The 13,055-nt window shown below is 64.9% G+C and carries 15 protein-coding genes; 8 read left to right on the plus strand and 7 right to left on the minus strand.

What is annotated here, in order from left to right; all coding sequences use genetic code 11:
* Positions 1 to 29: 29 nt before the first annotated feature.
* Entirely contained in the window at positions 30 to 776 is a 747-nt protein-coding gene (locus H7R73_RS01765; protein WP_124244416.1) for an SDR family oxidoreductase, read from the plus strand.
* 223 nt (positions 777 to 999) lie between these two features.
* Positions 1,000 to 1,425 (plus strand): hypothetical protein, encoded by a 426-nt coding sequence (locus H7R73_RS01770; protein ID WP_029313593.1) that lies wholly within the window; start codon positions 1,000 to 1,002, stop codon positions 1,423 to 1,425.
* 100 nt (positions 1,426 to 1,525) lie between these two features.
* Here H7R73_RS01770 and H7R73_RS01775 read toward each other — a convergent pair whose 3' ends face one another.
* Positions 1,526 to 2,110, minus strand: coding sequence for a hypothetical protein (locus H7R73_RS01775; RefSeq protein ID WP_041212267.1), 585 nt, complete (start codon positions 2,108 to 2,110; stop codon positions 1,526 to 1,528).
* Positions 2,111 to 2,295: 185 nt separating this feature from the next.
* On the opposite strand from H7R73_RS01775, the gene H7R73_RS01780 reads away from it, so the two are divergent.
* Complete coding sequence (locus tag H7R73_RS01780) at positions 2,296 to 3,471, plus strand: iron-containing alcohol dehydrogenase (RefSeq protein ID WP_182951457.1); 1,176 nt, start codon at positions 2,296 to 2,298, stop codon at positions 3,469 to 3,471.
* Between the two features lie 124 nt (positions 3,472 to 3,595).
* On the opposite strand, the gene H7R73_RS01785 is transcribed toward H7R73_RS01780, so the two are convergent.
* From H7R73_RS01785 to H7R73_RS01795, 3 genes are all read right to left on the minus strand, one after another.
* The gene (locus H7R73_RS01785) at positions 3,596 to 4,225 is read right to left on the minus strand and encodes a glutathione S-transferase family protein (protein WP_039039787.1); all 630 of its coding nucleotides are present in this window, start codon (positions 4,223 to 4,225) and stop codon (positions 3,596 to 3,598) included.
* Positions 4,226 to 4,333: 108 nt separating this feature from the next.
* A complete protein-coding gene (locus H7R73_RS01790; RefSeq protein ID WP_113069072.1) occupies positions 4,334 to 5,602 on the minus strand; it encodes an O-acetylhomoserine aminocarboxypropyltransferase/cysteine synthase family protein in 1,269 nt (422 codons plus the stop codon).
* A 139-nt stretch (positions 5,603 to 5,741) separates the two neighbouring features.
* Entirely contained in the window at positions 5,742 to 5,918 is a 177-nt protein-coding gene (locus tag H7R73_RS01795; protein ID WP_080767934.1) for a hypothetical protein, read from the minus strand.
* 100 nt (positions 5,919 to 6,018) lie between these two features.
* Between H7R73_RS01795 and sgrR the strand changes: the two genes are divergently transcribed.
* From sgrR to H7R73_RS01810, 3 genes are read left to right on the plus strand one after another with little or no spacing between them, the layout of a single operon-like run.
* A complete protein-coding gene (gene sgrR / locus H7R73_RS01800; RefSeq protein ID WP_010672730.1) occupies positions 6,019 to 7,773 on the plus strand; it encodes an HTH-type transcriptional regulator SgrR in 1,755 nt (584 codons plus the stop codon).
* A gap of 35 nt (positions 7,774 to 7,808) precedes the next feature.
* Positions 7,809 to 8,204 (plus strand): acyl-CoA thioesterase, encoded by a 396-nt coding sequence (locus H7R73_RS01805; protein WP_052815623.1) that lies wholly within the window; start codon positions 7,809 to 7,811, stop codon positions 8,202 to 8,204.
* 30 nt (positions 8,205 to 8,234) lie between these two features.
* Positions 8,235 to 8,948 carry a hypothetical protein gene (locus H7R73_RS01810; protein WP_010672732.1) on the plus strand — a complete coding sequence of 238 codons (714 nt, stop codon included), beginning with the start codon at positions 8,235 to 8,237 and terminating at the stop codon, positions 8,946 to 8,948.
* Between the two features lie 54 nt (positions 8,949 to 9,002).
* On the opposite strand, the gene H7R73_RS01815 is transcribed toward H7R73_RS01810, so the two are convergent.
* Together H7R73_RS01815 and H7R73_RS01820 are read right to left on the minus strand one after the other, a co-directional pair.
* Complete coding sequence (locus H7R73_RS01815; RefSeq protein ID WP_103259412.1) at positions 9,003 to 9,743, minus strand: lipase secretion chaperone; 741 nt, start codon at positions 9,741 to 9,743, stop codon at positions 9,003 to 9,005.
* Positions 9,740 to 10,651 (minus strand): lipase family alpha/beta hydrolase, encoded by a 912-nt coding sequence (locus H7R73_RS01820; protein ID WP_039039783.1) that lies wholly within the window; start codon positions 10,649 to 10,651, stop codon positions 9,740 to 9,742. The genes H7R73_RS01815 and H7R73_RS01820 overlap by 4 nt, the downstream gene beginning before the upstream one ends.
* Before the next feature lie 305 nt (positions 10,652 to 10,956).
* On the opposite strand from H7R73_RS01820, the gene H7R73_RS01825 reads away from it, so the two are divergent.
* Positions 10,957 to 11,382, plus strand: coding sequence for a hypothetical protein (locus tag H7R73_RS01825; protein ID WP_029313599.1), 426 nt, complete (start codon positions 10,957 to 10,959; stop codon positions 11,380 to 11,382).
* A 23-nt stretch (positions 11,383 to 11,405) separates the two neighbouring features.
* The gene (locus H7R73_RS01830) at positions 11,406 to 12,020 is read left to right on the plus strand and encodes a superoxide dismutase (protein ID WP_103261069.1); all 615 of its coding nucleotides are present in this window, start codon (positions 11,406 to 11,408) and stop codon (positions 12,018 to 12,020) included.
* 53 nt (positions 12,021 to 12,073) lie between these two features.
* Here H7R73_RS01830 and H7R73_RS01835 read toward each other — a convergent pair whose 3' ends face one another.
* Positions 12,074 to 12,955, minus strand: coding sequence for a SanA/YdcF family protein (locus H7R73_RS01835; RefSeq protein WP_103259414.1), 882 nt, complete (start codon positions 12,953 to 12,955; stop codon positions 12,074 to 12,076).
* Positions 12,956 to 13,055 lie beyond the last annotated feature (100 nt).

Below are 13,055 nucleotides of genomic sequence, written 5' to 3' on the forward strand. Positions count from 1 at the left end.
CAAGAAGACAAATAACAATGGAGGTTCACATGATTGCAATGGTAACGGGCGCCTCGTCCGGCTTTGGTGAGGCCATCAGCCGCCTGCTGGTGAGCGCAGGCCACCGGGTGATCGGCACCGGGCGCCGCGGCGAACGGCTGGCCGCCCTGACCGAGGAGCTGGGCGAGCAGTTCCTGCCCCTGGTGTTCGATGTCCAGGACAAGGCTGCCACCCGCGCCGCCATCGAGGCGCTGCCGACCGAATGGCAACAGGTGGACCTGCTGGTCAACAACGCCGGCCTGGCACTGGGGCTGGAGCCTGCCCACAAGGCGGATCTGGAAGACTGGGAGCAGATGATCGCCACCAACATCAGCGGCCTGGCTCTGATCACCCGGTTGCTGTTGCCGGGCATGGTGGCGCGCAACCGCGGCCACGTCATCAACATCGGCTCCATCGCAGGGACCTACCCCTATCCGGGCGGCAACGTCTACGGCGCGACCAAGGCGTTCGTGAAGCAGTTCAGCCTCAACCTGCGTGCGGATCTGGCGGGCACGGCGGTGCGTGTCACCAACGTGGAGCCCGGCCTGTGTGGCGGCACCGAGTTCTCCAACGTGCGCTTCCACGGCGACGACGCCAAGGCGGCCACCGTCTATCAGGGGGTGCAGGCCATCCTGCCGGAAGACATCGCCAATACCGTACTCTGGATCAGCGAGCAGCCTGCCCACGTCAACATCAACAGCATCGAGATCATGCCGGTGGCCCAGACCTTCGGTCCGCTCCACATCAGCCGTCGCTGATGTCATGACGAGCCGACTTCTGTCCACAAGAGGCGCCTTCGGGCGCCTTTTTTGATGGATCTGGTCGCACTCGTCATGGAGTGCAGAAGGAGGCGTGCTGTGACCCGTGCTGAACCATCGGAAGAGGGGGGTACTCAAGTTGGCCTGCAATTTGCTGTCTCCGGCCCATGGCGGGGAACCCATCCCCGGAGCCGGCGAGGCCGGCAGTGAGCGTGGAGCCTTCATGGATATCAAACCCTATGGTCATCAACTTGCCCAGAGCGCGTCCCAGAACCGTGCCCTGGCGACCCTCAGCGACAGCGACGACAAGCAGAGCGGTTGGTCTCAGCAGGTCAGCCTCTCCAGTCAGGTGCTGACCGGCAAGGCGCAGCAGGCGCTGACCTACGAGCATCTGGCCAGGAACGGCAAGAACACAGTCCTGACCGGTGGCGTCAAGGATGCGCGGGTGCAGCAGATGGTGGACAAGGCCCTGGGCTTTGATCGCAAAAAATTTGACGATCTCGAGCGTCAGCTCAAGGGGATAGCGGATGACAAGACGCTCTCTGCCGAGGAGCGCGAAACGCAGAGCAAGGACCTGGCCGCGCAGCGCGATGCCATGCTCAAGGAGGCCATGGATCGCCTCACCGGCAAATCCGCCTCCCAGGCATGATGTGATTCAAACGGCAATCCTTGTGCGTTAAAGGCAAGGGGTTGCCCCCTTGCCACGGGGCTGGCAGGCCGTGGGAGGCACGGCCTGCCGTGGTCAGGGTTCAGGGACTCTGGGGGGCGATGCCGATGGCGATGGCGGTGGTCTGCACGGCCTTGATCTGGTCCCCCTTGGCGATGAGGGCGAACTGGGCCGGATCCTGCACCTTGAGGGTCAGGGTGTGGTCGACCCCCTTGACCCGGATGGTCTGGTGCGCCTTGTCCACGTCGATGACATCGGCATAGATGGTTACCTGCATGCCGGCGCCGGCTGCGGGTTTCTCCCCGGCGGCCGCCTTGCCCCCTTCCACTTCCACCACCCGTTTTCTCACCCCGGCGGTGCCCTTGAGCAGGGTCAGGTCCAGCAGTTGCAGATATCTCAAGGCCACGACATCTCCCACCTTGAGCTGGGGAAGGTTGGTCACCTCCTCCCCGGCGATCAGATCCAGGGTCTGCCCTTCGGCATTTTTCAGGCTGACCTTGCGGGTGGCCAGGTCGATGGCGGTGACGGTTGCCCTGGCCGTCAGTTCTTCGGCCAGGCTGGCTTGTCCGGGGGCCACGGCCACATGGGTGGTGACCTCGGCGGCATAGAGCAGGGGAGGGGCACAGAGGGTGAGGGCACCCGCAATCCAGGCGTGCTTCAGTTTCATGATAGAGACCCTGTGAGTGGGAAAGGGACCCCGGGAGGGGCTTGAGGGGGCGACGAACTCGTCTTCCCGCTATCACCATAGCAAAGCCGGGCAGGAGCGCCCGGCATCGGCAGGCTGGCATCGTATTTTTGACGACAGGCTCCCGTTTTTGACCTGATGGCACGGCAGGCGCACAATTCCCCGGCATGCAATCAACCGAGGGCTCTGCCGTGTACAACTTCCAATATGCCAATCCCACTCGCATCTGCTTTGGTGAAGGCCAGATAGCCACTCTGCCGGAGCTGATCCCGGCCGGCAGCCGTCTGCTGGTGCTCTACGGGGGTGGCAGCATCAAGCAGAACGGGGTCTATGACCAGTTGACCCAGGCGCTGGCGGGCCGGGAGTGGCTGGAGTTTCCCGGTATCGGCGCCAACCCCCAGTACGATCAGCTGATGGAGGCGGTGGCCCTGGTCAAGCGCGAGCGCATCGACTTCCTGCTGGCGGTGGGTGGCGGCTCCGTGGTGGATGGCACCAAGTTCGTGGCGGCGGCGGCCTGCTTCGAGGGGGATGACCCCTGGGAGATCCTGCGGGACAAGGCCCCCATCAAGGGGGCGCTGCCGCTCGGCTGTGTGCTGACCCTGCCGGCCACCGGTTCGGAGAGCAACCCCGCCGCCGTGGTGAGCCGGGGGGAGGCCAAGCTCTCCTTCTACAATCCGCTGGTGCAACCGGTGTTTGCGGTGCTGGATCCCGCCACCACCTACAGCCTGCCACCGCGCCAGGTGGGCAATGGCGTAGTGGATGCCTTCGTCCACATCCTCGAGCAGTACCTCACCTTCCCGGTGGGGGGCGAGGTGCAGGACCGGCTGGCGGAAGGGCTGTTGCAGGTGCTGGTGGACAACGGTCCGCGGGCGCTGGTGGAGCCCACCAACTACCAGGTGCGTGCCAACCTGATGTGGGCGGCCAGCCTGGCCCTCAACGGCCTCATCGGTCGCGGCGTGCCCCAGGACTGGTCCACCCACGCCATCGGTCACCAGCTCACCGCCCTGCATGGGCTGGATCATGCCCAGAGTCTGGCGGTGGTGCTGCCCTCCCTGCTGCGGGAGCAAGCGGCCCAGAAGCAGGAGAAGCTGGCCCAGTTCGCCGAGCGAGTGTGGCACTCCAGCCGCGAGGACAAGGCACTGCGCATTGAGGAGGCGATCATCCGCACCGAGCAGTTCTTCCAGCAGATGGGGGTGGGTACCCGTCTCGCCGACTATGGCCTGGATGCGCGCTGCATCCCGGGGATCTGTTCCAACCTCAAGCTGTTCGGCCTGACCGCCCTCGGGGAGCAGCAGGACATCGATCCCGACAAGGTAGCCAGGATCCTCTCCCACGCGCTGTAAGTCATCCTGGCAACCATAGTGGCGCGGATCCTTTCCCTCGCCCTCTGATCACCGGCTGACCAACGGAAAAGAGAACGCCCCGATCATCGGGGCGTTTTGCAGGGTGTCACCGGGGCACCGCCGTTTATTCGGCGCTGCGGTCCAGCTCGCGCTCCAGGGCTGCCGCCTTCTGGCGAGCCGGATAGGTGTTGAGTCGCTGCCAGTAGGCCTCAAGGTGCGGGAACTGGGCCAGCTGGCCGCTCTGGGCCAGCAGATCCACCAGGAAGGAGTTCAGGATGTCGGCGCCGGTGAGGCGATCGGCCACCAGGTAACGGCGGTTTGCCAGCACCTCATCGAGATAGCCCAGCACCTTGGCGCACTCGGCTTTGGCGTAGTCCGGCAGGAAGCGCATCGGGCTGCCATCCTTGCGCACGAACATGTCGAGCAGCAGCGGCAGAATGCCGGAGCTCTCGGCGAAGTGGAGCCACTGCAGGTATTCGGGATACTCCGGGCTGTCGGCGGCCGGTGCCAGCCGGTCCGGGGCGTGGCGGGCGATCAGGTACTCTGTGATGGCACCGGATTCCGCCAGCACCCGCCCGTCAAACTCGATGACCGGCGACTTGCCGAGGGGGTGGACGGCCTTGAGCTCGGGCGGCGCCAGAAAGGTGGCGGCATCGCGCTGGTAGGCCTTGATCTGGTAGGGCAGGCCCAGCTCTTCAAGCAGCCAGATGATGCGCTGGGAGCGGGATTTGTTCAGGTGGTGCAGGACTATCATGGAAACCTCGACGCAGTGACGGAAGGCGGTGATACGCAGCGCCCCGGCAGCAGGTTCACTGATGGATGAAAAAGAGCGGGCGTGGTGCCCGCTCCTTCGTCGATTGACTCAGGCCTCCAGCGCCTGATCCAGATCCGCCAGTATGTCCTCGATGGCTTCGATCCCCACCGACAGCCGGATCATCTCAGGTTTCACTCCAGCCTTGGCCTGCTCCTCTTCGCTCAACTGGCGATGGGTGGTGGAGGCGGGGTGGCAGGCCAGGGACTTGGCGTCGCCGATGTTGACCAGCCGCTTGAAGATCTTGAGGGCATCGTAGAAGCGCACGCCCGCCTCGTAGCCGTCCTTCAGGCCGAAGGAGAGGATGGCCGAGGGGCGACCGGCCATGTACTTCTCCGCCAGCGGGTAGTGGGGGTGACCCGGCAGACCGGCGTAGCTGACCCAGGCCACCTTGGGGTGGTGCTTGAGGTGGTGGGCCACCCGCAGAGCGTTGTCCACGTGGCGCTCCATGCGCAGGCTCAGGGTTTCCAGCCCTTGCAGCAGCAGGAAGGCGTTCATCGGCGCCAGCGCTGCGCCGGTATTGCGCAGCGGCACGGTGCGCACCCGGCCGATGAAGGCCGCCGGGCCGAAGGCCTCGGTGTAGACCACCCCGTGATAAGAAGGCTCGGGTTGGGTCAGCTGGGGGAAGCGCTCGGCGTGATCCGCCCAGGGGAACTTGCCCGAGTCGACGATGACGCCCCCCAGGGAGTTGCCGTGGCCGCCGACATATTTGGTCAGGCTGTGCACCACGATGTCGGCGCCGTGTTCGATGGGTTTGCACAAGACCGGAGTGGCGACCGTGTTGTCGACGATGAGCGGCACGCCGCGGGCGTGGGCGGCCTTGGCCAGGGCGGCGATATCGACGATGTTGCCGGCCGGGTTGCCGATGCTCTCGCAATAGACCGCCTTGGTCTTGTCGTCGATGAGGGCGGCGATGGCCTCGGCGCTGTCATCCTTGGCGAAGCGCACCTCGACCCCGAAGCTCGGCAGCATGTGGGCGAACAGGGTGTAGGTGCCACCATAGAGCTGGGGGGTGGAGACTATGTTGTCACCGGCGGCGGTCAGCGCCTGGATGGCGTAGGTGATGGCGGCGGAACCCGCCGAGACCACCAAGCCGGCGATCCCCCCTTCAAGGGCGGCCATCCGTTGTTCCAGCACATCGTTGGTGGGGTTCATGATGCGGGTGTAGATGTTGCCCGGTACCGCCAGATTGAACAAGTCCGCCCCGTGCTGGGCGCTCTCGAACTCGTAGGCCACCGTCTGGTAGATGGGCACGGCCACCGCCTTGGTGGCGGGATCGCTGGAAAAGCCGTGGTGCAGGGCCAGGGTCGCATCTTTCATCACAAACTCCTTGTTGGATGTCACCATTATGGATGGATAGACGTCCAATCTAGCAGTCCTGGCGCCGATGTAAACCACCCATTCCGGCAAAGCAATGCCGGGGGATGGCGGTGACCGGATGGCGCCTGTGACGGCGACCTCAGAGACGGCGGCGATACTCCCTGTCGTCTATCTGGTGCATATCCCACTGCATCAGGCGGTTGAGCTGCACCATGGGATCTTCGACCAGCGTCAGGGGGCGGGGCAGGATCCTCAGGAAGTAGCGACGAAGGGTTTGCTGGATCCGGTTCGGTTTGAGGGGGGTGGCATGGCTCATGATGGTGCTCCTGTGCTGTGGTTCTCACGTTCGCCAGCAGTATTGAGCTAAAATGCGGAAGTAAAAACTGATGACTTTCAGCCAAGGGATTTCCTCTTTTATGCCTACTAGCCGCCTTTATCAGCAATTTCAACGGCTCGCCCAGCAGCTTGGCTGCGACGAGCGGGAAATCAGCCTCGCCGAGGTGGCGGACTTGCTCTGCTGCACCCCCCGCAATGCCCGCCTGCTGCTGCGCCGCATGGAAGGGCAGGGCTGGCTGTGCTGGACGGCGGAGGCAGGGCGGGGGCGGCGCTCCCGCCTCACCCTGCTCGACAACCAGGAGAGCCTGACCCGGCGCCGATTGCGGGATCTGCTGAGTCAGGGCCAGCTGGCGCAGGCGGTGCGGCTGGCCGAAGATCGCCTCGATCTGCTCACTCCGCTGCTGATCGAGCAGCTCGGCCAGGCCACCCGGGAGGGGCGCCAGATCCTGAGGGTGCCCTACTACCGGCCCCTGCCCGGTCTGTTGCCCACCGCGCCCTTGCGCCGCTCCGAAATTCACCTGAGCCGCCAGATCTTCAACGGTCTGACCCGGCGAAACGAGGAAAATGGGGAAATAGAGGGGGATCTCGCCCACTACTGGGAGTGTCTGGCCCCCTGTCACTGGCGCTTCTATCTGCGCCCCGTGGTGCGCTTTCACCATGGCCGCGAACTGGTGGTGGAGGATGTGATGGAGAGCCTGCAGGCCTTGCGGGATCGCCCGCTGTTCGCCCATCTGGCACGGCTGGAGAGCCGCTGGCCGCGCACCCTGGACATCCATCTCGACAGCCCGGATCCTCTGCTGCCGCACCTGCTGGCCGAGCCGGTGGCGGCCATCCTGCCGCGGGAGCTCAAGGGGGAGGCGAATTTCGCCCTGCAGCCGGTGGGCACCGGCCCCTATCGGGTGAGCGCCAACGACCCGCTGCACCTGTGCCTCGAAGCATTTGACGACTATTTCGGGCTGCGGGCCCTGCTCGACGAGATCGACATCTGGATGCTGCCGGAGCTGGCGGAACGGCTGGAGAGCCACGTCAGGCTGGGCAGCGACACCCCGGAGCTTGGTTCCATGCGCGGGGAGTCCGAACTGGAATCCGGCTGCTACTTCCTGCTGCAGGACGACAGATCGGTCCCCCTGCAGGACCCGGCCCTGCGCCAGTGGCTGACCCGGCTGCTCAACCCCATCGCCCTGATGGCCCGGGTGGCACCCGAACTGCAGCGAGGCTGGACCAGCGCTCTGGGCCTCCTGCCCCACTGGCGCGAGAGTCTGCCTCTTCCCGAGCCCGGCCCGGTCAGACTGCCAGCTCGGCTGGTACTGGCCTGCTTCAACCAGCATCTGGAGTTCAACGAGTGCGCCAGCGCCATGAGCAGCCTGCTGGCAGAGCAGGGGATCCAGCTCGAGGTGCGTACCCTGGACTACGGGCGCTGGGTGAGCGGGGAGGATGAAGATGTGGATCTCTGGTTCGGCACCCTCAACCTGGAGCATGAGCACGCCTTCGCCCCTTACGCCTGGCTTCAGGGCACCCCCTTGCTGCGCCGGGTGTGGGGCGGCCAGCAGGCCCTGTGGCAGGGATTGACGCAGTGGCGCGCCCATGGTGAAGAGCCCGGCCCCCGTGCCCTGCTGGCCGAGGTGCAGCGCCAGAGCTGGTTCGTGCCGCTGTTTCACCACTGGCTGGAGCTGGAGAGCCGGGTCGGCGTGCACGGCGTGCGCATGACGGCCCTTGGCTGGTTCGATTTTCGCAGCGCATGGTTAAAGCCCGAGCAGGTGGCGCAGGAGCCGGAAACCGGCGGTGGCTCTCACCCCCAGGCAGGGACGCTTGAGTCGGACGGGTTGGCGCGCTAGCCTGTGCGCGGTCCTACGACAAGGAGTCGACATTCATGCTGGAAATGCAGATCCAACCCCGTTTTCAAGAGACGGACGCCCTCGGCCACATCAACAACACGGTGCCAGCGGTCTGGTTTGAATCGGCCCGTGATCCCCTGTTTCGCCTCTTCTCGCCCGAGCTGGATGTGCATGACTGGCATCTGATCATTGCGGGCTACACGGTGCAATTCAAACGGGAGCTGTTCTATGGTCAGATGGTGTCGATCAAGACCGGCGTGCGGCGTATCGGTACCAGCTCCTTCACGCTCTGGCAGGAAGCCTGGCAGGGCGGCGAGCTGGCGGTGACCGCCGAGACGACCCTGATCCATTTTGACTACCGGACCCGGCAGTCCATCCCTTTGAGCGAGGCTCACCGGGAGGGACTGAGGACCTGGCTGGTAGAGAGTTAATCCGGCCTTCGGGCCCACCACAGGACACTTATGCGCACAACCGCGATCGCCCTGAGCCTCGGCTTGGGACTGGGACTCTGCTCCCTGCCTTCATTCGCCGCCTCCCTGGCCGAGCAGTTCACCCTGATGGAGAAGGGGGCCGACAGCGCCCTCGATACCCGCTTGTTCAGCCACGATGGCGTCGACATCAAGGCCTGGGTCGACGGCACGCCCGTCATCATCGCCGTGCCCATCCTGAACGAGCAGGGCAAACAGGAAGGGGAGAGCCGTTACTACTTCAAGGGCGGCAAGCTGTTCGGGGTGAAGGAGCCCGCCGCCCAGTTCGCCTTCGATGACAGTGGCAAGCTGACCCAGTGGCTGGACGACAAGGGGCAGCCTGCGGAGTTTGTCAGCAAGATGAGCATGCAGCAGCGGGAAGCCTGGCTGACCAGACGGGCGGCCGAGCTGGGCGGGTTGTTTGCGCCGAGCACCGCCGAGGAGAAGGCTGACAAGGGGGGCGTCAAGCTCAAGGGGGCCGAGCTCGCCCAGTGGCTCTGCAATGGCAAGCTGATGGCGCTTGCCGGAGGTGACAAGGTGACCTTCGAGCCGGCCAAACTCAAGAGGAGTGCAGAGGGCATCAAGGGAGAGGTCTCCCTGCGCCAGGAGAAGGGGTGGCAGGATCTCTGCCTCACCTGCGAGGTGCAGGGCAACCGGGTGACTCGCCTCACCTGGCAGCCGCTGCCGGGTGCCAACAAGCCGCAGTAAGGGCGGCAGTGTCAAAGAATGGGGGCCCACTTGCGGGCCCCTTTTTCATGCCGGTTACTGCTCGCCCAGGGTGAGCCGGGTGAGGGCCTCCACCCGTCGCCACTGACCGGGCTCGAACCAGCGTGCCAGGATCTCCGGCTGCTGGCTGACCCGGGCCTCGGCAGGCAGGGACCTGATCTCTGCCAGATAGCCGGCCAGCTGCTGCTCGAACCCCTGCTGGCTCTCTGCCAGCTGGTGCAACCGGTCTGCCGCCTCCGGTCCCAACTGTTCGCGCAGTGCGGCGTCACGCCCGGCTGCGGGGAGTTGTTCCAGAGCCTGCAGATCGCCCAGCAGGCGGCTGTTGGCCTCCGCTTCCCGAAACCACTGGGGCTGCTCCGCCAGCCAGAGCTCCAGCTCGCTCGCCAGCAGCGGCTTGTCGGCATCGCTGGCCTCCGCCAGCGCCTTGCGGCGCAGGGTCCACTGCTCCATCAGCCTGTCCTCGGCAAACAGCTGCTCCTGCTCGACCGGGGTGAAACGCTGCCTGCGCAACTGTTCGCGCTCGTCGAACAGCTTCTGCAAGCTGGCCAGGCCCGGATCCGCCGGCACCGTCAGGCTGCCCTCAGCCCCGAGAAAGGCTTCATGGCGGGCCTGCAGCGAGCCCTTGTCCGACGGCGGTGCGGCCTGCCTGACCAGAGGGGAAGCGGGCCCGGCATGTTGCGGCGAAGGGGCGGTTGCGTCAGCGGAGGGCCAATATTGCCAGCCCCCCAGCAGCAGGGCCGCCGCCATCGGAGCAGCCATCAGCCATGCCCTGTTCATAGTCCCAGCCTCTGCAGGCGGTTGGCGTGCTGGCGATAGAGGTTGACCGGGTCGGTCTCGAACAGGTGGCGAATGCCGAACGACTGGTTCACCTCGTCCAGATGGTTCATGCGGTAGTGGGTGCCGATCACCTTGCCGAGGTGGCTGCTGCACACCCCGACCAGGCCGTCACTGGGCTCCTTGAAGAAGCTGCCGGTCAGCGCCAGCGCCGGATCCACCGGATCCAGGATGTTGGTCATGGTGCCGCGTCCGCTCCAGGAAAAGTAGTAGACCCCGTTGGCGGCCTGCATGGGCCCTTCGCCGCAATGCTGGCTCGGCAGCCCTTCCGGATAGCGCTGGTTGAAGCGCTGGGCGCCGGTGCTGGTGAGGGCGTCGAGGGCTGCGAGGGGATCCTGCGGCAGCTGGCTTCCCCCGGAGAGCAGCGAGATGACCCCGGACAGGGCCGAGGCGGCGGCCACCGCCAGACCTTCGGCCGCCGAGCCCGGCGTCACCTTGGCCCGCACCAGGTCGGCGATCTCCGAGCCATGGTTGACCCCGCCCACGCTGGTGGCGGAGGCGACCAGCTCGGGGGCGACCGAAGCGACGTAGCGAATGGTGGGGCCACCGTGAGAGTGGCCGATGAGGTTCACCTTCTCCGCCCCCGTGATGGCGAGCACCTGCTGCACCTGCTTGAGCAGCTGTTCACCGCGCAGCTCCGAGCTCTGGGTGGCGGAGACCTGTGCCACGTAGACCTTGGCGCCATCCCGGGTCAGGGCCTGGGGGATGCCGTAGAAGTAATCGACACCGAGCAGCTTGTCGAAACCGAACAGACCGTGCACCAGCACTATGGGGTAGCGGGTCTGGGTATAACCGGCCCCCTGACCCAGCATGGGCAGGGCGCACAACAGCATCAATAGCCATCTTTTCATCTTCACCGTCCTTGTGAAAAAACCGGCTGCACTCTGGTCGTCACCGGGGGTCGTCACCGGGCAGCCACCGGCCTCATGCCAGTACCGGCAGCATGGTGGCTGAACTCAAATGTATCTGTGGGTGGGATCACTAAACCGGGGATTGCAGAAAAACCCTACCCATATGGGCAAAAAAGGCGGCACCAACTATTCCTTGTGTCTGCCCATCAAATAAGTTAAATAATAATTATTATCATTTGAGTAGTCGAGTCATGACGGGAACCTGGGTGAAGGGATGGGTCGGTACCACCGGAGCGGACAGCAGCATGGCGCACTGGAAGGCGCAGACCCTGAGTGGCAACCGCCATTTCGATGCGGGGGAGTACGCCAGGGCGCTCGACTGCTATCAGCAGGCGCTGTGGCTTGCCCGCCAGCAGTTTGCCGACTGGCACGATGCCGACGAAGCGGTGGCGGCCCTGGTGGTGGCCCATCACAACCTGGCGGATCTGCTGGTGGCCATGACCCTGCCGGATCGGGCCGCCGACCTGCTGTGTCACATCCATGATTGCCTGCTGGCCACCAGCCAGTCCCCCACCAGTTCCGCTGCCCTGCGGGAGGCGGCTGTTCGCCACGCCCGCAGCACCCGTACCGAGCTGCTCGCCTTTCTGGGCAAACACGGTCATCACGACGGCATCCAGCGCAGCCTGGGTCAATGTTTGTGTCAGACCGGCTCTGCCCATCAACTGCATTGAGCCCAACAGGAGAGACAATGAACATGAGCCATACCCTGCCAGCCCTTCCTTACGCCTATGACGCGCTGGAACCCCATATCGATGCAAAGACCATGGAGATCCATCACAGCCGTCACCATCAGACCTATGTCACCAACCTCAATGCCGCCCTGGCCGATCTGCCGGAGCTGGCTGCCCTGCCGCTGGAGGCATTGCTTGCCCGTATCGACAGCCTGCCGGCCCAGGTTCAGGGGGCGGTGCGCAATCACGGCGGCGGCCACGCCAACCACAGCCTGTTCTGGCAGGTGATGAGTCCGCAGGGCGGCGGCGAGCCGGACGGCGAGCTGGCCGCAGCGATGGAGCGGGATCTGGGTGGGCTGGAGGCCTTCAAGCAGGCCTTTACTCAGACGGCGCTGAGCCGTTTTGGCAGCGGCTGGGCCTGGCTGGTGGTCGATGGGCGCGGCAAGTTGCAGGTGGTGAGTAGCGCGAACCAGGACAGCCCCCTGATGGAGGGGCTCACCCCGATACTCGGGCTGGATGTGTGGGAGCATGCCTACTACCTCAAGTACCAGAACAAGCGTCCCGATTACATAGCCGCGTTTTACAACGTGATCGACTGGGATGAGGTGGCACGGCGTTACGTGGCGGCAAGGGCCTGATCGCCGGAAATACCGAGCCCAATGAAAGAGACCCGCCTGTTGGCGGGTCTCTGCTATTGAGGGGTCGGCGCGCTGCTGGCAGCCGGATTATCCACGGGTGTTGCTTCGCTCGGCACGGCTGCGCTGGTGGCTGTTGCCGCGCTCACGGCCGTTGCCTGCTTGGCCTTCGGCTGATGAGGGGGCGGTGCAATGGGCAGGCAGGGTTGGCTAGCCCCTATGGTGCTCAACGCCTGGCAGGGAACGGGAGCGCCGATGACGATGGGCTCGCCGAGGAACTTGGGTCCCTTGTCCAGCACGTAGAGGTCGAGCAGCCCCATCAGGCGGGCAAACACCTCGCGCACCCGGGTCTTGATGCCCTGATAGGCGCTGGGATCCACGGCGTTGAAGCCGACCGCCTCGATGCCGAAATGGCGGGCGATGAAGATGGCTCGCTCGTTGTGAAAGGCCTGGGAGACCACGGTGAAGTGGGCCTGACCGAACACCTCCTTTGCCCGCACGATGGAGTCCAGGGTCCGAAAGCCGGCGTAGTCGCTGTAGATGGCGCTGGCCGGAATGCCGGCCTGGATCAGGGCCCGCCGCATCTGGCGCGGTTCGTTGTACTGCACGGTGGCGTTGTCGCCGGAGACCAGGATGTAGTCCACCTTGCCGTTGTTGTAGAGCTCGGCGGCGGCCTTGATCCGGTATTTGAAGTAGTGGTTCGGGCTGCCGCCAATCAGGTATTTGGAGGTGCCGAGCACCAGGGCGACCCGGTTGTAGGGCACCGCGTTGACGTCGTCGTAGGTGTAGTGACGGGCGTCCGAGACGGTCCACTCGCTGTAGCCAAGCAGGGCGGCGATGGAGGCCAGCAACAGGCAGAGGCAGGCGAGCAGGATCTTGGCAAACTTCTTCATGCGCGGTGCGGTTCGGGTCTGAAGTAAGAGAAGACAGGGGGTCATTCTATTACAAGTTGTTGTGGCGCGTCAGGTTTGATGGCGGCGCAGGGGCTCACTCGGGCAGAGGTTGTCGCAGCGCGCGCCAGGATCCCGGGCTTATCAA

Origin of the sequence: Aeromonas sp. WP2-W18-CRE-05 (assembly GCF_014168615.1) — a bacterium.
In the GTDB taxonomy this organism is placed as follows: Bacteria; Pseudomonadota; Gammaproteobacteria; order Enterobacterales; family Aeromonadaceae; genus Aeromonas; species Aeromonas caviae.